The organism is Serratia sp. Tan611 (assembly GCF_905188235.1).
GTDB classification, from domain to species: domain Bacteria; phylum Pseudomonadota; class Gammaproteobacteria; order Enterobacterales; family Enterobacteriaceae; genus Serratia_B; species Serratia_B rhizosphaerae.
In genome coordinates, this window is the sequence record NZ_LR994655.1 from 2,116,158 (window position 1) to 2,133,551 (window position 17,394).

16 protein-coding genes are annotated in these 17,394 nt (G+C 61.0%); 9 read left to right on the forward strand and 7 right to left on the reverse strand.

The genetic code is table 11. From position 1 onward, the window contains the following. The first annotated feature begins 25 nt into the window (after nucleotides 1–25). The 4 genes from TAN611_RS10010 (at nucleotide 26) to TAN611_RS10025 (ending at nucleotide 4,619) form a co-directional block, all read left to right on the forward strand. On the forward strand, nucleotides 26–1,444 hold the full coding sequence (locus tag TAN611_RS10010) for a glutamine synthetase family protein (protein WP_203067644.1): 1,419 nt from the start codon (nucleotides 26–28) through the stop codon (nucleotides 1,442–1,444). A gap of 126 nt (nucleotides 1,445–1,570) precedes the next feature. After that, nucleotides 1,571–2,941 carry an APC family permease gene (locus TAN611_RS10015; protein ID WP_105230789.1) on the forward strand — a complete coding sequence of 457 codons (1,371 nt, stop codon included), beginning with the start codon at nucleotides 1,571–1,573 and terminating at the stop codon, nucleotides 2,939–2,941. 122 nt (nucleotides 2,942–3,063) lie between these two features. Further along, entirely contained in the window at nucleotides 3,064–3,336 is a 273-nt protein-coding gene (locus TAN611_RS10020; protein ID WP_105230790.1) for a hypothetical protein, read from the forward strand. A gap of 407 nt (nucleotides 3,337–3,743) precedes the next feature. Further along, a complete protein-coding gene (locus tag TAN611_RS10025; protein WP_160026869.1) occupies nucleotides 3,744–4,619 on the forward strand; it encodes a nucleoside-specific channel-forming protein Tsx in 876 nt (291 codons plus the stop codon). A gap of 50 nt (nucleotides 4,620–4,669) precedes the next feature. On the opposite strand, the gene TAN611_RS10030 is transcribed toward TAN611_RS10025, so the two are convergent. Beyond that, nucleotides 4,670–4,846 carry a hypothetical protein gene (locus TAN611_RS10030; RefSeq protein WP_172606286.1) on the reverse strand — a complete coding sequence of 59 codons (177 nt, stop codon included), beginning with the start codon at nucleotides 4,844–4,846 and terminating at the stop codon, nucleotides 4,670–4,672. 495 nt (nucleotides 4,847–5,341) lie between these two features. On the opposite strand from TAN611_RS10030, the gene TAN611_RS10035 reads away from it, so the two are divergent. Together TAN611_RS10035 and TAN611_RS10040 are read left to right on the forward strand one after the other, a co-directional pair. After that, nucleotides 5,342–5,872 (forward strand): anti-virulence regulator CigR family protein, encoded by a 531-nt coding sequence (locus TAN611_RS10035; protein WP_203067645.1) that lies wholly within the window; start codon nucleotides 5,342–5,344, stop codon nucleotides 5,870–5,872. A 121-nt stretch (nucleotides 5,873–5,993) separates the two neighbouring features. Beyond that, nucleotides 5,994–6,521, forward strand: a complete 528-nt coding sequence (locus tag TAN611_RS10040) for a chorismate mutase (protein WP_203067646.1) — start codon at nucleotides 5,994–5,996, stop codon at nucleotides 6,519–6,521. Nucleotides 6,522–6,524: 3 nt separating this feature from the next. Here the strand turns inward: TAN611_RS10040 and TAN611_RS10045 are convergent, their stop codons facing one another. The 4 genes from TAN611_RS10045 to hutC form a co-directional block, all read right to left on the reverse strand. Then, complete coding sequence (locus tag TAN611_RS10045; RefSeq protein ID WP_203067647.1) at nucleotides 6,525–8,063, reverse strand: serine hydrolase; 1,539 nt, start codon at nucleotides 8,061–8,063, stop codon at nucleotides 6,525–6,527. Between the two features lie 282 nt (nucleotides 8,064–8,345). Continuing rightward, nucleotides 8,346–9,149, reverse strand: a complete 804-nt coding sequence (hutG, locus tag TAN611_RS10050; protein WP_203067648.1) for an N-formylglutamate deformylase — start codon at nucleotides 9,147–9,149, stop codon at nucleotides 8,346–8,348. Continuing rightward, nucleotides 9,146–10,366: an imidazolonepropionase gene (gene hutI, locus TAN611_RS10055; protein WP_203067649.1), complete on the reverse strand. Its 1,221-nt coding sequence runs from the start codon at nucleotides 10,364–10,366 to the stop codon at nucleotides 9,146–9,148. Before hutI ends, hutG begins: the two co-directional genes overlap by 4 nt. Before the next feature lie 269 nt (nucleotides 10,367–10,635). Then, nucleotides 10,636–11,385: a histidine utilization repressor gene (gene hutC, locus TAN611_RS10060; protein ID WP_111737237.1), complete on the reverse strand. Its 750-nt coding sequence runs from the start codon at nucleotides 11,383–11,385 to the stop codon at nucleotides 10,636–10,638. Between the two features lie 174 nt (nucleotides 11,386–11,559). Here hutC and TAN611_RS10065 point away from each other — a divergent pair, with 174 nt between their 5' ends. The 3 genes from TAN611_RS10065 to TAN611_RS10075 all read left to right on the forward strand — a co-directional run bounded on the left by TAN611_RS10065 (nucleotide 11,560) and on the right by TAN611_RS10075 (nucleotide 14,571). Next, nucleotides 11,560–12,930 carry a formimidoylglutamate deiminase gene (locus TAN611_RS10065; RefSeq protein ID WP_111737236.1) on the forward strand — a complete coding sequence of 457 codons (1,371 nt, stop codon included), beginning with the start codon at nucleotides 11,560–11,562 and terminating at the stop codon, nucleotides 12,928–12,930. Then, nucleotides 12,930–13,490, forward strand: a complete 561-nt coding sequence (locus TAN611_RS10070) for a HutD family protein (protein ID WP_203067650.1) — start codon at nucleotides 12,930–12,932, stop codon at nucleotides 13,488–13,490. The genes TAN611_RS10065 and TAN611_RS10070 overlap by 1 nt, the downstream gene beginning before the upstream one ends. Before the next feature lie 79 nt (nucleotides 13,491–13,569). Beyond that, a complete protein-coding gene (locus TAN611_RS10075) occupies nucleotides 13,570–14,571 on the forward strand; it encodes a LacI family DNA-binding transcriptional regulator (RefSeq protein WP_111737234.1) in 1,002 nt (333 codons plus the stop codon). Nucleotides 14,572–14,607: 36 nt separating this feature from the next. On the opposite strand, the gene TAN611_RS10080 is transcribed toward TAN611_RS10075, so the two are convergent. Further along, nucleotides 14,608–16,050 carry a glycoside hydrolase family 32 protein gene (locus tag TAN611_RS10080; protein WP_203067651.1) on the reverse strand — a complete coding sequence of 481 codons (1,443 nt, stop codon included), beginning with the start codon at nucleotides 16,048–16,050 and terminating at the stop codon, nucleotides 14,608–14,610. Then, nucleotides 16,047–17,297 (reverse strand): MFS transporter, encoded by a 1,251-nt coding sequence (locus TAN611_RS10085; RefSeq protein WP_187043260.1) that lies wholly within the window; start codon nucleotides 17,295–17,297, stop codon nucleotides 16,047–16,049. The genes TAN611_RS10080 and TAN611_RS10085 overlap by 4 nt, the downstream gene beginning before the upstream one ends. Nucleotides 17,298–17,394 lie beyond the last annotated feature (97 nt).

The following is a 17,394-nucleotide window of genomic DNA, read 5'->3' on the forward strand; positions in this document are numbered from 1 at the left end:
CAACCTCAACAACGGCGGGTGACTCATGCAGACCAATATCGTAACAGTGGAAAACTTTGTGCAGCACAATGAAGAACGGCGAAGTACCACCTTCCAGCGGGAGGTGAATCATTATCTGGAACGTTATCCCTTAACCCAGCATATTGATGTCCTGCTGACCGATCTGAACGGTGGTTTCCGCGGCAAACGCATTCCGGTGGCGGGCTTGAACAAATTGGAGAAGGGGTGCTATTTTCCGGCTTCGGTATTCGCCATGGATATTCTGGGTAATGTGGTGGAAGAAACCGGGCTGGGGCAGGAACTGGGGGAGCCGGACCGGGTATGCGTGCCGGTGCCGGGCACACTGACGCCCTCCGCGAGCGACCCGCAGTATATCGCCCAGGTACAGCTCACCATGTTGGATGAAGATGGCACTCCCTTTGACGTTGAACCACGCAATGTGCTGAACCGGATTTGGCAGCGTTTGCGGCAGCGCGGGCTGGCGCCCGTGGTAGCGGTAGAGTTGGAGTTCTATCTCATTGATCGCCAGCGCGATGCGGAAGGCTATCTGCAGCCGCCGTGTGCGCCGGGTACTCAGGAGCGCAACACCCAGAGCCAGGTTTATTCGGTCGATAACCTGAACCATTTTGCCGAGGTGCTGAGTGAAATCGATGAGCTGGCGCGGCTGCAGGGCATCCCGGCCGACGGCGCGGTGGCGGAAGCCTCACCCGGCCAGTTTGAGGTGAATCTTCATCATACCGGCGACGTCCTGCAGGCCTGCGACCATGCGCTGGCGCTCAAGCGCCTGATCCGCACGGTGGCGGAAAAGCATCATATGCAGGCCACCTTTATGGCGAAGCCCTATGAAGAGCATGCCGGCAGCGGGATGCATATCCATATCAGCATGCTGGACGCCGACGGCGAGAATGTGTTCGCCGATGAGCAGGGCGAAGATTCCGCGTTGCTGAAGCAGGCGCTGGCGGGGATGATCGCGCTGATGCCGTCCTCGATGGCGCTGCTGGCGCCGAACGTCAACGCCTATCGTCGCTTCCAGCCGGGGATGTACGTCCCGACCCAGGCTTCCTGGGGGCATAACAACCGCACCGTGGCGCTGCGTATTCCCTGCGGCGATCGCGACAGCCACCGGGTGGAATACCGCGTGGCCGGCGCGGATGCCAACCCGTATCTGGTGATGGCGGCGCTGCTGGCGGGCATTGTGCACGGCCTGGAAAACCCGCTGCCGCTGCCTGAACCGGTCACCGGCAACGGTCTGGAGCAGGAAGGGCTGCCGTTCCCGATCCGCCAGAGCGACGCCCTGGCCGCCTTTGCGCAGCAGCCGCTGTGGAAAACGTTGCTTGGCGAGCGCTTCAGCCATGTGTATCTGGCCTGTAAAAACGATGAGCTGCTGCAGTTTGAGCGTCTGATCACCGAAACCGAGATTGAGTGGATGTTGAAAAACGCCTGATCTGCTTAATGTCACGCACCGCGCGCGTCTGGCGCATTTCGCCGGCTCTCCTGTGGCCGGCGAGGCCGCGCGCCCGGTAACTGCTATTCCTAATCAGGCGTACAGGACGCCGACGAGGAACGACCCATGACGGCAGAGGCCATCGACTGTAACGGCGCGGCGAAACCGCAACTGCGTAAATCGCTGAAGCTATGGCAAGTGGTAATGATGGGGTTGGCATATCTGACGCCGATGACGGTGTTTGATACCTTCGGCATTGTGTCCGGCGTGACCGACGGCCACGTGCCGGCGTCGTATCTGTTTGCGTTGGCCGGCGTGCTGTTTACCGCCATCAGCTATGGCAAACTGGTGCGCCAGTTTCCTACCGCTGGCTCGGCCTACACCTACGCGCAAAAGGCGATCAACCCGCACGTCGGCTTTTTGGTCGGCTGGTCGTCGCTGCTGGATTACCTGTTTTTGCCGATGATTAATACCCTACTGGCAAAAATCTATCTGACCGCGCTGTTCCCCGAAGTTCCTCCGTGGGTGTGGGTGGTCGGCTTTGTGTTGATTATGACCGCCATCAATCTGAAGAGCGTCAACATCGTGGCGAACTTTAATACGCTGTTCGTGCTGGCGCAGGTGATGATCATCGTGGTGTTTATTGTTCTGGTGATACACGGGCTGCATAAGGGGGAAGGGGTCGGCACCGTCTGGAGCCTGCAGCCCTTTATCAGCGAAAACGCACACTTGCTGCCGATTATTACCGGCGCCACCATCCTCTGTTTTTCATTCCTGGGCTTTGATGCGGTCACTACCCTGAGCGAAGAAACGCCTGACGCTGCCCGGGTGATCCCGCGCGCCATTTTCCTCACCGCGCTGTACGGCGGCGTGATCTTTATCAGCGTGTCGTTCTTTATCCAGCTGTTCTTCCCCACCATTGAACGCTTCAAGGAGCCGGACGCGGCGCTGCCGGAGATAGCGCTGTACGTGGGCGGCAAGCTGTTCCAGTCCATTTTCCTCTGCACCACCTTTATCAACACCCTGGCCTCCGGTCTGGCGTCGCATGCCAGCGTTTCGCGTCTGCTGTACGTGATGGGGCGCGATAACGTCTTCCCGGAAAAACTGTTTGGCTATGTGCATCCGAAATGGCGTACGCCGGCGCTGAATGTGCTGCTGGTTGGCGCCGTGGCGCTGTCCGCGCTGTCGTTCGATCTGGTCACCGCCACCGCGCTGATCAATTTTGGTGCGCTGGTGGCCTTTACCTTCGTCAATCTGTCGGTGATCAGCCACTTCTTTATCCGCGAAGGGCGCAATAAAACCTGGAAAGATCGTTTCCAATTCCTGTTCCTGCCGCTGGTGGGGGCGTTGACCGTCGGCGTGCTGTGGCTGAACCTGGAGAAAAGTTCGCTGACCATGGGGCTGTGCTGGGCCGGGGCGGGCGTGATTTATCTGGCGTACCTGACCCGGCGTTTTCGCCAGCCGCCGCCGCAGTTTGAGCGCCAGCCGTTGCCGTAATTGTTCGCCTTGCGCGCCGTATTCCGGCGCGCAAGGCGCGCGGTTTTCGTGCGTAAACAGCGCCCTGGCGGGGAAATTAGACTAAGATCATATAACGTCTTCTTGCTGAAGGAACGTGAACTATGCGCAGTGATATCCAGTTTCTTCCCCAGCCGGCGATTGACGATCAGACGTTTATGTACGGCGATACCGTACGGCTGACGACGGCTAATTTACGGCATGAATATCAACTTGATGTAAACATCCTGCGCCGCGCAGGCCGGCAGATATATGGCGCAGTGGTCGCCGCCGCGCCGAAAACAGACATCCCGCCGCAGGAGTGGGAGATTGCACGCGGCGACGAGGTGGTCTTCCGTGAGGAAAATATCGCCAAGGCGGTGCCGGGCGCACGCTGAGGCCGTTGGCTCAGCGCGTGCGGCATCCTGTATCACACATCTCAGTTCGTCGGCGGCACTGGCTTGCCGACGAAACATCGCCGCCTCTCCATCACCGTTGCTTATCCTTGATGTGCTCTCCGTCCGGCTGGCCGTCGTGCGCCATGCTATTGCCTGAAAAAACACCACTGATGATAAAAATCACATTGATTATGAATTTTCGTGAAACATAATTTGACAAATGTGAACGCAATCGATTACCTATTCGCAAAACAGGTGGTTAGATCACAGATTCCTACCATCGGAGGTTTCTATAATGCGCCGGTGAGCTGAGTGGGTAACGCTTGTTTACACCCTGTAGGGTTCAGACTTATTTGTCATCTTTTTCTAACGGGCAGCGAATAGCCCTTTAAGCATGTGGTAATAAAATGAAAAAAATAGCTCTCGCAGCAGGCGTACTTCTTGCGGCGTCTTACAGTGCAGCATCAGTGGCGGATAGCAAAGACAGCGAGTTTGTCTCGGATTGGTGGCATCAAAGTGTGAACGTGGTGGGCAGTTACCATACTCGCTTCGGGCCACAGCTTAACAACGACGTCTATCTGGAATATGAAGCCTTCGCCAAGCACGAATGGTTCGATTTCTACGGCTACATCGACGTGCCGAAATTCTTCGGCGTTGGCAATACGCCGGACCGTGGCATCTGGGATAAAGGTTCGCCGATGTTTATGGAGATCGAGCCGCGTTTCTCCATCGATAAGCTGACCGGCACCAGCCTGGCGTTCGGACCGTTTAAAGAGTGGTACTTCGCCAACAACTATATTTACGATATGGGCCGTAACAAGGCGTCGCGTCAGAACACTTGGTATATGGGTCTGGGCACCGATATCGATACCGGCCTGCCGATGAGCCTGTCGATGAACATCTATGCCAAGTATCAGTGGCAGAACTACGGCGCGGCTAATGAAAACAGCTGGGACGGCTACCGTTTCAAAATTAAGTACTTCGTGCCGCTGACCCAGGTGTGGGGCGGCAACCTGAGCTATATCGGCTTCACCAACTTCGACTTCGGTTCCGATCTGGGCAAGGATGATTTTACGGTGAACGGCCGTCAGGCGCGTACCAGCAACTCCATCGCCTCCAGCCATATCCTGGCGCTGAACTACGACCACTGGCACTACTCGGTAGTGGCGCGTTACTTCCATAACGGCGGCCAGTGGCAGGATGGTGTGGATATCGGCACGCCGCAGGGGCCGATCAAGTCAACCGGCTGGGGTTACTACCTGGTGGTGGGTTACAACTTCTGATCCCGCGTAAAACAAAAAACCCCGCATTGCGGGGTTTTTTGTTTCATCACTTAGGCGTCCTGGCTGGGCAAGTGTTTGACCGGCATAAATAACCGCCCTTTAATGACATAGCATTCATTGTCGATCCACTTGATGATTTGTTCACAGCTTACGCCTTCCGCTTGTGCATAACGGCTAAGGTCGCCATTGAAATGCCGCGTGATGTATTCCATGAGTGTCATTTGCATTGCTTTTGCTCCTGAGCGCCCGCGCACGGCCTGCTGGCTCGTCACGGGAGGTAAGGTTTCTCCGGGAACAAATTTAAGATATTGACAACAAAATCTCAACACTTAGTTTTGTTAAGGGTATTGATAGCAATAGAAAAAAGGTCCCGCATACCGCGCGGGAAACGGATGATTCATAGACTGTATGGATGAAATAAAACTGCGTGAGGCGCGTCATGGTTGCCGGAAAGGCTCCTGACAATGGCGCGTAGTTCAAAACTACTGGAACACCGGCGGCGTCGCAAGTACATTTTGGTTATGATGGCGCGGAAGCTGAATAATTATGCGTTGATACGCTTTTATCGCCGGACAACGGGATAATCTGCCAGCAGACCGATGATAAGCGCCTGCGTATGGACGATTAGGACAGCAACGCCGAAATATAAGAATTTTCCTCATTCTTTATGGGGTAAATTATACTTATAGTCAGCACAATTCCCCAACCGAGGATGTATCAACATGAAAAAACGTCGTATGACCATCACGGCACTGGCGCTGATCGCTTCTCTGGGCGTCAGCAGCGCGCCGGTCTTCGCCGACAAAGGCGGTAACGGCAACGGCGGTAACGGCCATGGCAACAGCGGTAACCACGGCAATAAGGGTTACGATGGCAAACATGGCAATGGCAATGGTAAAGGCAACGGTAACGGCAAAGGCGTTAGCGACGGGCATGGCAACAAAGGCAAGCGCGGTAATAGCGCGGACGACCATGGCCTGGTGCGGGTCGACCTGTCCTATGACCGCGCCCGCTCGCTGGCGCTGAATTACGGCCTGACTGGTTACCAGTCGCTGCCTCCGGGGATTGCGAAAAATCTGGCGCGCGGCAAGCCGCTGCCCCCGGGCATTGCCAAGAAAACCGTACCGGCATCGCTGCTGGGCCAGCTGCCGCACTATCCGGGCTATGAGTGGCGCGTGGTGGGCGATGACCTGGTGCTGATCGCCCTGAGCACTGCGCTGGTTGCATCGGTGATTAACGGCGTGTTTGACTAAGCCGTTTTACCCTGATCAGGCCCCGCTTATGCGGGGCTTTTTTATGTGGGGTAAAATTATGTGACCTGCCGAAAGCGGTGAACTATATTTGCCGGATACTTAATGGGATAACTGAGGAACTATGCTGAAACTCTGTCTGATGGCGGGGCTGCTGTGCAGCTTTTCCGCGCTTGCCGATAATAGCGCGTCGATCGCCGACGTGGTGAACCAGCGTCTGGCGCTGATGAAAGACGTGGCCGGCTATAAGGCGCAGCAGCATTTGCCGATTGAGGATCTGGCGCAGGAGAGCAAAGTACTGGCCAACACGCAGGCGCAGGCAGAAAAGCTGGGGCTGGAGCCGCAGTCCGTGAAGCCGTTTATCGTTGCACAGATGGATGCGGCCAAGGCTATCCAGTACCGCTACCGGGCTGACTGGCTGGCGCAGCCGGAGACGGGCTGGCAGCCGCAGCCGCTGGATAAAGTCCGGCCGGAGATCGCCCGCCTGAGCGACAAAATCCTGCAGCGGCTAGTGCAGCGCCTGCGGCAAGGGCCGATCGCCGAGAGCGAGCGCCAGGAATTTATCCAAACCATCCAACAGGTTAATTTGACCGCTGCGGATAAGCAGCGGCTGTTTGACGCGCTGTTAATGGTCAAACTCAACGGGCAGTGAGCATTATTCCGTATGGCGTCCGGTGCCGCGTCTGAAGGTCAGCACCCGGCTGCGCTCGGCGATCAGGTCAACGCTGTAACCGCGGAAGTAGAGACAAAAACGCTTTAACCACGGCCCGTCGCGGCTTTCAACCAGCATGCGGCCGTCGCCCAGCGGGCTGAGGGTGCCGGTATGCGCCGCCGGGCCGACGCCGATATGCACCTGGTCGCCGCGGATCTCAAAAGCGGTGCGGTAGTGCGGGTGGTACCAGGTGCCCTGCACATGCGACAAACAGCGGCCGCTGGTCTGCACCGGCCAGAAGGTGCGGGCGACGTGGCCCACTTCTCCTTCAATATTTTCGCCGTTCCATTTCAGCCGCATCGGCCGCTGGGCGCTGAGCGAAACCGCATAGCCGTCCCCCGCCTGATACAGCGTCTCCGGGCAGCCAAGATAGGCGACATTACCGTTGTTGACCTCCAGCCAGTACGGTTCTGCCAGCGTCGCGTAGATGCCGTCAGGAATGGCGCGGCTGCGCGGCGGCAGTGGTTCACCCAACAGGGCGGCCATCACCTGCAGGGCGATGCTGGCGCTGTCGCAGTCTTCGCGGTTGGCCACCAGCGCCATACCGGCCTGTCGTTCCGGCGCCAGCAGGAAATAGGTTTTATAGCCGGCATGAGAGCCGCCGTGGCCCAGTAACACATGCGGACCGAGCGGGGTGCGCGCCAGTCCCAGCCCGTAGGCGCTGGGCTGGCCGTTTGTCAGATAGCGCGGCGCGCTCAGCTGCTGCAGCACGCCGCTGGCCGGGCCGCGGTCGCCAAGCAGCGCCTGCAGCCAGCGGGTCAGATCGCCGAGGCTACCGGCCAGGCTGCCCGAGGCGGAGAGGTGCAGGCCGGCGCTGCTCTGTTGCCAACCCTGCGGCGTGCGCCAGTAGCCGGGCGCCAGGCCGGGGACGATATCGAACCAGCTTTCCGGCGCCTGCCAGCGCAGTTGCAGCGGCTGCGCAATATACTGCTGAACCAACTGCTCAAAGCGGTAGCCCCGCTCCTGCAGCGCCGCCTCCACCAGACGGTAACCGGTGTTGCTGTAGCTGATTTCGCTGCCCGCCGGGAAGTTCAGGCGCTTCAGCCCCTGGATGAACGTCATTACCGGCTCCGCGTGGCTGACGCTGTAGCCGGAGATGCCGAGCAGCCCGAGCGTTTCACGCACGTCGGGCAGGCCGCCGGTCATATCCAGCGCCTGGCCGACGCTGACCGCGGCCGGCTCGCCGCGCAGCTGCGGCAGCAGTTCTCCCAGCGTCTGGTCGAGGCGCAGCGAACCCTCGGTCGCATTCAGCGCCAGCGCGGCGAAGATATGCTTGGTCAGCGACGCGTAGCGCACCACGCTGTCGGCGCTAAAGGGTTCGCCGCGCGCCAGATCGGCCAGACCGGCGCACGCCACCGCCTGTGTGTGTTGTGCATCAAACAGGGTAATAGCGCCGCCGGGGTCGCCCGGCAGGCGCCAGCCGGCCAGTAAGCGCTCGGCCGTGGCCCGGGCTTCACGCCAGCGTAGCTGGGTGTCAGACATAGTTAGCCTCCAGAGTTCAATGATACGGGGCGCAGAACGCCGCTACCGCCGGTCTGTACGCGCAGATGCAGATAAAGGACGCCATCCGGTCTGTTATATCACCGTCTAAACGGTGCTTTTGGCTCGATTGTGGCGCAGCAGAGCGGCCGGCATCCGCTGTTTTGTGCGGTGTTGGCGGCAGATCGGAGAAGTTTGTTGAAATTTGCGATACAGAGCGCAGATTACGCCGTTTAGGCGGGGGAGTTGCAGCCCGGCAAAGATTCTCCGGGCCGATCGGGCGGCTCAGCGTTGCTGCGTGCCCCAGTCGATCATGCTGTCGATCATCCGGCTCAGCAGTTGCTGCAGCGGCGCGGCGCGCGCGGCGTCGAAGGCGAACGGATACTGCTCGGACATATAATTGACCTGCGCCAGTTCCAGCTGCACCGCATGCTGGTTTTCCGCCGGTTTGCCGTAGGCGCGGGTGATATAGCCGCCTTTAAAGCGTCCGTTCAGCACATGGCTGAACTGTTGCTGCCGCTCGCAGCAGCTCACCAGCCGGTCGCTGAGCGCAACGGCGCAGCTGGCGCCATCGTTGGTGCCCAGGTTGAGATCCGGCAGCTTGCCGTCGAACAGGCGCGGAATCACCGAGGCAATGGAATGGGCGTCAAACAGCAGCGCATAGCCGTGCTGCGCCTTCAGCCTGGCCAGCTCATCCTGCAACTGCTGGTGATACGGCTGCCAAATCTGTTGCAGATAGCCGGCGCGCTCCTGGTCATCCGGCGCTTTGCCGGGCAGAAAGCTGGGTTCGCCGTTAAACAGTACGTCCGGATACAGCCCGGTGGTGGCGGTGCTGTAGAGCGGTTTATCGTCCGCCGGGCGGTTGAGGTCGATAACAAAACGCGAGTAATTACCTACCAGAATGCTGGCGCCAAGGTCGCGGGCAAAGTCATACAGCTGAGGAATATGCCAGTCGGTGTCCGGCAGCGCGCGCGCGTCTGGCGTCAGCCCGGCCTCAACGGCCGGCGTCAGCTGTGTGCCGGCGTGAGGAATACTGATTAACAGCGGCAGGCTGCCGGTTTGGAAATGGAACGGATCGCGAATGGTCATTGACGTATTTCTCCTCGGAAAATCACCGTGCAGGGCAGCTGTCCGCCCAGCCAATAAGTCAGTTCAGCCGGCCGGGACAGCGGCCAGTGGACGAAGTCCGCCACCTTGCCGCTTTCCAGCGAGCCGTGGCTCTCCTGCAGCTCCAGCGCCCGGGCGGCGTGCAGCGTGACGCCGGCCAGCGCCTCTTCCGGCGTCAGGCGGAACAGGGTGCAGGCCATGTTCATCATCAGCCGCAGCGACAGCGCCGGCGAGGTGCCGGGGTTGGCATCGCTGGCGATCGCCATCGCCACCCGGTGTTTGCGGAACAGTTCGATCGGCGGACACTGGGTTTCACGCAGCAGGTAGTAAGCCCCCGGCAGCAGCACCGCGACGGTGCCGGCGGCGCCCATCGCCTGCGCGTCCTGCTCGGTGGCGTATTCAAGATGGTCGGCGGACAGCGCATGATGACGCGCTGCCAGAGCGCTGCCGCCCAGTGCGGACAGCTGCTCGGCATGCAGCTTCACCGGCAGCCCGGCGCGTTCGGCGGCGGCAAACACTTTTTCCACCTGCTGCGGCGAAAAGGCCAGATGTTCGCAGAAGGCGTCGACCGCATCGGCCAGGCCGGCGCCGGCGGCTTGTGGAATAATGGTGTCGCATACCAGATCGATATAGTCATCGGCGCGGCCGGCATATTCCGGCGGCAGCGCGTGGGCGGCCAGACAGGTGGTCTTCACTTCTACCGGCAGCGTGTCGGCCAGCCGGCGCGCCACCCGCAGCATTTTCAGCTCGCTTTGCGGCGTCAGCCCATAGCCGGACTTGACCTCCACGCAGGTCACGCCTTCCGCCAGCAGCGGGCGCAGGCGGAACTGCGCCTGCTCCAGCAGTTGCTGTTCCGAGGTGTCGCGGGTGGCGTTGACGGTGGAAATGATTCCGCCGCCCTGCGCGGCGATCTCGGCATAGCTGACGCCGTTCAGCCGCTGTTCAAATTCCGCGCTGCGGTCGCCGCCGAACACCAGATGGGTATGGCAATCCACCAGGCCGGGGGTAATGATGCCGCCTTCGAACTTCACCGTCTCATCTGCGGTAATCGCCGGGCGTGCAGCGTATTCGCCAATCCAGACGATTTTACCGTCGCGCACCGCTATCGCGCCGTCGTGCAGAATATGGTATTTGCCCTCGCGCATGGTGACGATATCCGCCCCGTGCCACAGGCTGTCGCAGTGAATCTCGCTGGTCATCGTTGTCCCGCCTTGCTTGGTTGTATATACAATTAAACACAAGCTAGCGCATTCATCAACGGTCGACAAGAGGTAGCAGGGATAATTTGTTACGGAAATGTGATCGCTATACCCTAAATAATTCAAATGGCAGGAGGGCGGCGAATGAAGGAATCCCGATGCGCTTACACCGGTCAGTGATTCGGGTGACTGAATGCAGCCAACGCACCTGCAATTTGCAGTATGGCGGGGATAAACGGCGGGGCGGCGTGGCGCCCCGCGCGGAGGGATTAAACGTCGAAGCGTCCAAACAGCTGATAACGGCTGCCGGGATACAGCAGCCGCGCCGAGGTGACCACGGTTTTGCCTGACCAGGTGCGGCGATGGATCAGCAGGCAGGGTTCGCGCTCTTCCAACTGCAGCAGCTCGCGCTCCTGCTTGCTGGCGACCACCGCTTCGACGATATGCTCGCCGGCGGTCAGGGGCGCGGCCTGCGTCAGGTAGATATAAGGCGTCACCCGATCGAAATCCTGCTGAAGATAGTCGGGTGCGGCCAGCGGGTTGACGCAGCGGTTTTCCAACTGCACCGGCATCTCGTTTTCATAGTGGACGATCTGCGAATAGAACAGCTGCTGTCCCGGCGCTATGCCCAGCGCGGCGGCCTCTTCATCGCTGGCGGTGCGCGCCGTCATCTGCAGTATCTTGCTGCTGTGGCGGTGACCGCGGGCGGCGATTTCATCGGCGATGTTATGCACTTCCAACAGCGCGGTGTGCGCTTTGGCCTCGGCGACAAAGGTGCCGACGCCCTGCATACGCACCAGAAAGCCTTCGCTGGTCAGCTCACGCAGCGCACGGTTGATGGTCATACGGCTGACGCCCAGCTCCGCCACCATTTCGCTTTCCGAGGGCACGCGCTGGTGCGGCTGCCAGTGGCCGGCGCGGATCTGATCCACGATCGCCTGTTTCACCCGCTGGTAGATGGGGGCGGGGGTATCGCTCATGGCCGTAGCCAGTTGTAACACGCTCTGTTGATCAACCACGACGTTAACCTCGTCAAATAAAAAAATAATAACATCAGTTTACTGTTGATTAGGGCATCTGTATATGTATATACAAGTAATAGCCGATTCTCCAGATTAATGTTACCGGCTTGAAACATTTACCTGTGCGCGCGCTGCGCGCTTTCGCCGTTACACCAACGTTGGAATATTGCTATGCCTGCTTACTACGCTAAACGCGCACTGCTTCCCACCGGCTGGGCGCATGCCGTCCGGCTGGACGTCGACGCTCACGGTTTTCTTACCCAGGTTACCCCGGATGCCAGCCCGGAAGGCTGTGCGTTGCTGCATGGCGACGTGGTGCCCGGGATGCCGAACCTGCACTCGCACGCGTTTCAGCGGGTGATGGCGGGGCTGGCCGAGGTGGCGGGCGATCCGCAGGACAGTTTCTGGACCTGGCGCGATCTGATGTACCGCCTGGTGCAGCGCCTGACGCCGGAGCAGGTCGAAATCATTGCCCGCCAACTGTATATCGAAATGTTACAGGGCGGCTATACCCAGGTGGCAGAGTTTCATTATCTGCATCATGACGCCGACGGCAAGCCATACGCCGACCGTGGCGAAATGACCGGCCGCCTCAGCCGCGCCGCGCAGCAGGCGGGGATCGGCATGACGCTGCTGCCGGTGTTGTACAGCTATGCCGGCTTTGGCGCACAGCCGGCGCAGGCGGGGCAGCGGCGCTTTATCCAGGATGTGGACAGCTATCTGACGCAGCAGCAGGTTATCACCCGTCAGCTGGCGGGGCAGCCGCTGCAGAATCAGGGGCTGTGCTTCCATTCGCTGCGCGCGGTGGAACTGTCGCAGATGGAGCAGGTGCTGGCGCAGGCCGATAGCACGCTGCCGGTGCATATCCATATCGCCGAACAGCAAAAAGAGGTGAACGACTGTCTGCAGTGGAGCGGCCAGCGCCCGGTGGCGTGGTTGTATGAGCATCTGCCGGTCGACAGCCGCTGGTGTCTGGTGCACGCCACCCATCTGGATAACGCCGAGCTGGAGCAGCTGGCACACAGCCGGGCGGTGGCGGGGTTGTGTCTGACCACCGAGGCCAATCTGGGCGACGGCATCTTCCCCGGCGACGCCTATCTGCAGCGTCAGGGACGCTGGGGCATCGGTTCGGACAGCCACGTCTCGTTGAATGTGGTGGAGGAGTTGCGCTGGTTCGAATATGGCCAGCGCCTGCGCGACCGGCGCCGCAACCGTCTGACGACGGCGGAGCAGCCGTCGGTGGGCGATGTGCTGTATCAGCAGGCGCTGCAAGGGGGGGCGCAGGCCTGCGGCGCGCCGATCGGCCGGCTGCAGAGCGGCTACCGCGCCGACTGGCTGGTGCTGGACGGCGACGACCCGTACCTGGCGGCGGCGGCGGACGCGGCGATCCTCAACCGCTGGCTGTTTGCCGGCGGCAAGGCGCAGATCCGCGACGTGTTTGTTGCCGGAGCGCAGGTGATTGAGCAGGGGCGCCATGCGCTGCAGCAGCAGAGCCGCGCCGAGTTTATGCAGGTGCTCAAAACTTTCCAGCAGGAGGCGTGATGCTGATTAACCGGTTTGATTTTGCCGACCTGCCGGTCAGCCCGTGGCGCAACGGCGGCGGAGAAACGCGTGAAATTGTCTGCCAGCCGGCAGACGGCGTCGATTTCGACTGGCGGGCGAGTATCGCCACCATCGCACAGGACGGGCCGTTTTCCGCCTTCGACGGTATCGACCGTTCGATTACCCTGCTGGAGGGCGACGGCGTCCACCTGTTCGGCGACGGCATTGACCACCGGCTGGAGACGGCGGGCGAACCCTTCGCCTTCTCCGGCGATGCGGCGCTGCAGGCGCGCCTGCTGGGGGGCGTCAGCCAGGATTTTAATATCATGACCCGGCGCGGACGCTGGCGCGCCACGGTGCGGCGGATGACGGCGGCGTGTGAGCTGCCGGCCGCCCACGCCGGCGTCTGGTATGTGCTGCGCGGCGAATGGCTGTTGCCGGCAGAAACCCGGCTCGGCGCCAGGCAGGGCGGTTGGTGGCCGGAGGCGGCACATGGCGGGCAGGCCGCACCGTTGAGCGCGGATGCGCTGGCGCTGTGGGCCGATCTCAGCCGGGTGTAAACGGCGGTAGTCTCTGCGGCTGAGTTATGGGATTATGCGAGGTCTCGTTTCATTTCCCAGTCAAGGCAGAGAAGGGTACATGGCTTCGCTGAAAGACGTTGCAAAACTGGCCGGGGTTTCGTTGATGACGGTATCTCGCGCCATCAACGAGCCTGATAAACTGCGGGCGGAAACCTACCGCCGGGTGAAGCAGGCCATCGATCAACTGGACTATGTGCCGGATCTGGCCGCCCGCCGCATCCGCGGCGACGGCGGCCGGGTGCAGACCATCGGCGTACTGGCGCTGGATACCGCCACCACGCCGTTCTCGGTCGAAATGATCCTGTCGATAGAAAAAACCGCGCGCGAACATGGCTGGAACAGCTTTGTCGTCAACCTGTTTGACGATGAATCGGCGGAGCATACGGTGGATCTGCTGCTGGCGCACCGGCCGGACGGCGTGATTTTCACCACCATGGGACTGCGCCAGGTGACGCTGCCAGCCAAGCTGCTGGATAAGCGGCTGGTGCTGGCAAACTGTTTCAGCCGTACGCAGCGTATCGCCAGCTATATCCCGGATGATGAACAAGGGCAGTATGACGCGGCGCGCGCGCTGCTCGACAAAGGCTACCGCGCGCCGCTGTGTATTTATCTGCCGGAAGACGTGCCGGCGGCGACGCTGCGCCGACGCGGGCTGGAGCGCGCCTGGCGGGAGGGCGGCGGCGATATGGCGCAGCTGCGGCAGTACCACCTCAACCTGAGCGGCGGCGATGAGCATTACCGTGACTGCGTCGAACTGTTGGCGCGCCATTTCGCCCCCGGGCGGCAGGAGTGCGACGTGGTGGTGTGCGGCAACGACCGGGTGGCGTTCCTGGTGTACCAGACGCTGCTGGCGCAGGGCTGGCGCATACCCCAGCAGGTGGCGGTGCTGGGCTATGACAACATGGTGGGGATTGGCGAACTGTTTCAGCCGCCGCTCACCACCGTTCAACTGCCGCACTATGAACTGGGCCGCCAGGCGGCGCTGCACCTGATCGAGCAGCGTGAGCACCGCGACAGCGTCAAGGTACCGTGCCCGCTGTTGCTGCGCGCGTCGCTGTAGCTTTTCTGCATGGCCCGGCAGCGCGGGCCGCACAGATTATTGCCAGATGCTGTCCAACGTCCAGCCGGCGATCGCGGGGAAATGCGCCTCGCCGCTTTCGGCAAACAGGCCGGGCCGGCAATCGCCGTCCTGCGGATAGATGCGGCTGGTCAGACAGGTTTCGCCGTCATTGACAAACACTTCCAGCGAAGAGCGATCGATAAACAGCCGCAGCTGCAGACGGTCGCCGGCCGGCAGCGGCACGCTGCGGCAGCCGCACAGCGCCGGATCGTCGCTGAACCGCTCAAGCACCAGCCGGTGCGCCTGATTATCCACATACAGCCGCGCCGCGTCGCCCAGGCTTACGCCGTAGCGTTCGGCATCGCTGCCGGCCAGATCCAGCGTCAGCAGCAGTTCGTGCAGCGCATCCCCCAGCGGCAGACGCTGGTTGCGGCAGCGCACGGCGTCAAACTGCCGTGCTTCGCGGCGCAGCGCCGTCAGTTCGCGCGCCGGCTGCATGCGCACCTGCCCGGCGGCGCTGAGCGACAGTTCGCGCGGCAGCGTCAGCGCGCCGGCCCAGCCGTGCGCCTTGCTGGGCATCGGCGATTCCCACATATCCATCCAGCCGAACAGCAGGCGACGGCCGTCGGCGGCGGTGAAGGTCTGCGGCGCATAGAAGTCGTGCCCGGCATCCAGCTCGCTGAACGGCTGGGTCACTTCAAAGGCCTCGCCCGGCTGCCAGTTACCGAGCAGGTAGCCGCTCTGGAAGAGGTTGCGATAGCGGTAGCCCTGCGCCGCCAGTCCCTGCGGGGAAAAAATCATCAGCTGGCGCTCCCCCAGCGGGAAGAAATCCGGGCACTCCCACATATAGCCCTGCCGGGCATGCTCGGCGGCGGCCAGCACCCGTTCAAAGCGCCAGTCGCGCAGATCGTCGGAACGGTACAGCCATACCTGGCCCAGATCGCTGTCTTTGACGCCCACCACCATCCACCACTGCTCATCTTGCCGCCACACTTTCGGATCGCGAAAGTGCATGATGCCCGCCGGCGGCGTCAGCACCGCGCCGTGCTTGGTGAAATGGATGCCGTCCTCGCTGGTGGCCAGGCACTGCACCTCGCGCAGCTGCGAGTCGTCACCCGGCTCGCCGAGCCAGACATGGCCGGTATACAGCAGCGTCAGTACGCCGTGGTCATCGACTGCGCAGCCGGAGAAACAGCCGTCGCGGTCGTCGGCGTCGCCGGGCGCCAGTGCGATCGGCTGATGCTGCCAGTGCACCAGATCGCGGCTGGTGGCGTGTCCCCAGTGCATCGGCCCCCAATTTTCATCGAAGGGGTGATGCTGATAAAACGCATGGTATACCCCGTTGATGAAAATCAGTCCGTTGGGGTCGTTAATCCAGCCGGCCTGGGCGGCCAGGTGGAAACGCGGATACAGGTCGTCCTGACGCGCGGCGCGCAGTTTTTCTACGGCGTGATCGGCCTGGGCTAAGAGTTCTTTCATTGGCTTGGCTCGCTTAAGGGATGAATGTTGTGCTTACCGCCGGCGGTTTCGCCGCGCAGCAGCCAGCAGGAGAGCAGGGTGGTGGCGGCGACCACGCCGCCCATCAGCAGGTAGGTGTCGGCAAAGCCGATACGGTCATAGCCGTAACCGGCCAGCGGTGACAGAAAGCTGGCCATCACCTGAGTAATAAACTGGAATCCCACCAGATACAGCGTGGAGGAGAGGCGGCTGTCGAAGCGCGTGGCGATATATTTGAAAATGGCGATCAGCAGGATCGGCAGTTCAACGGCGTGCAGCAGCTTCATCAGGGAAATCAGCAGCGCGCCGCTGACCAGGCCGGAGCCGAGCATACGCAGCGTCATCACGGCGCCTGCCAGCAACAGCCCTTGCTTGGCGCCAATGCGGTTAACCAGCAACGGCGCCAGGAACATGCCGCCGGCCTCCAGAAATACCTGCAGTGAATTAAGAAAGCCGTACATCTCGTTGCCCTGCTGCGGCGTGGCGAACTGGGCGGCGAAATAGACCGAAAACTGCTGGTCGAACACGCTATACACGCTGATGCCGAGTACAAAGATTGCCAGCGCCCAGAAGCCGGGCAGGCGCAGCAGCGCCACGGCGTCCTGCAGTCGCAGATTTTCCGCTTTGCCGTACTCCAGCTCGGCCATGGCGTTGGCCTTCAGCTCGCGCACCTGGCTGAGCAGCAGCAGGAATACCACTGCGGACGCCGACGCCAGCCAGAAATTGATGTCCGGGTCGATATTAAAGATAAAGCCGGCCAGAAAGGTGGCGCTGGCCCAGCCGAGCGAGCCCCACATGCGGGCGCGGCCGAATTCAAAGCCGACGATGCGGCTGACGCGCTCGGTATAGGACTCCAGCGCGCCGATGCCGGCATAGAAGGTAGCGCCGATAAACACGCCGCCGACCAGCGCGCCCAGCAGCAGGTTGCTTGCCAGCAGCGGGGCGTAGACATAGATAAAAAACGGGCCGGTCAGCAGCAGCATTACGCCGAGGTACTGCAGCAGGTATTTGCGCAGGCCGAGTTTGTCCTGAATAAAACCGTACAGCGGCTGGGCGCACAGCGCCACCAGCGAGATGGCAGAGAAGATGAGTCCGGTTTCCGCGCCTTTCAGGCCGATTTTTTGGCTCAGCCACAGTGAAATCAGCGAAAAGCTGGATGACCAGGTAAAGAAAAAGAAGAACAGCAGGCCACTCAACAGAAAGTAATATTTTTTTGTTTTGCGGTTCACGATGATGCCCCGGTGGAGGAAGATAGCCTGATTGTTAACGTTAACTTTGTTTGGCTGGAAGTCATCTTACGCGATGATTGCGATGTTAATCACAAAA

Excerpts from the sequence above, each read along its gene's own strand:
- hutI (WP_203067649.1), bottom strand. The coding sequence starts at position 10,366 with ATGACCAGCGAGATTCACTGCGACAGCCTGTGGCACGGGGCGGATATC.
- TAN611_RS10040 (WP_203067646.1), top strand. The coding sequence starts at position 5,994 with ATGCTGAAACTCTGTCTGATGGCGGGGCTGCTGTGCAGCTTTTCCGCG.
- TAN611_RS10035 (WP_203067645.1), top strand. The coding sequence starts at position 5,342 with ATGAAAAAACGTCGTATGACCATCACGGCACTGGCGCTGATCGCTTCT.
- TAN611_RS10065 (WP_111737236.1), top strand. The coding sequence starts at position 11,560 with ATGCCTGCTTACTACGCTAAACGCGCACTGCTTCCCACCGGCTGGGCG.
- TAN611_RS10025 (WP_160026869.1), top strand. The coding sequence starts at position 3,744 with ATGAAAAAAATAGCTCTCGCAGCAGGCGTACTTCTTGCGGCGTCTTAC.
- TAN611_RS10015 (WP_105230789.1), top strand. The coding sequence starts at position 1,571 with ATGACGGCAGAGGCCATCGACTGTAACGGCGCGGCGAAACCGCAACTG.
- TAN611_RS10010 (WP_203067644.1), top strand. The coding sequence starts at position 26 with ATGCAGACCAATATCGTAACAGTGGAAAACTTTGTGCAGCACAATGAA.
- TAN611_RS10030 (WP_172606286.1), bottom strand. The coding sequence starts at position 4,846 with ATGCAAATGACACTCATGGAATACATCACGCGGCATTTCAATGGCGAC.
- TAN611_RS10070 (WP_203067650.1), top strand. The coding sequence starts at position 12,930 with ATGCTGATTAACCGGTTTGATTTTGCCGACCTGCCGGTCAGCCCGTGG.
- TAN611_RS10080 (WP_203067651.1), bottom strand. The coding sequence starts at position 16,050 with ATGAAAGAACTCTTAGCCCAGGCCGATCACGCCGTAGAAAAACTGCGC.
- hutG (WP_203067648.1), bottom strand. The coding sequence starts at position 9,149 with ATGACCATTCGCGATCCGTTCCATTTCCAAACCGGCAGCCTGCCGCTG.
- TAN611_RS10075 (WP_111737234.1), top strand. The coding sequence starts at position 13,570 with ATGGCTTCGCTGAAAGACGTTGCAAAACTGGCCGGGGTTTCGTTGATG.
- TAN611_RS10045 (WP_203067647.1), bottom strand. The coding sequence starts at position 8,063 with ATGTCTGACACCCAGCTACGCTGGCGTGAAGCCCGGGCCACGGCCGAG.
- TAN611_RS10020 (WP_105230790.1), top strand. The coding sequence starts at position 3,064 with ATGCGCAGTGATATCCAGTTTCTTCCCCAGCCGGCGATTGACGATCAG.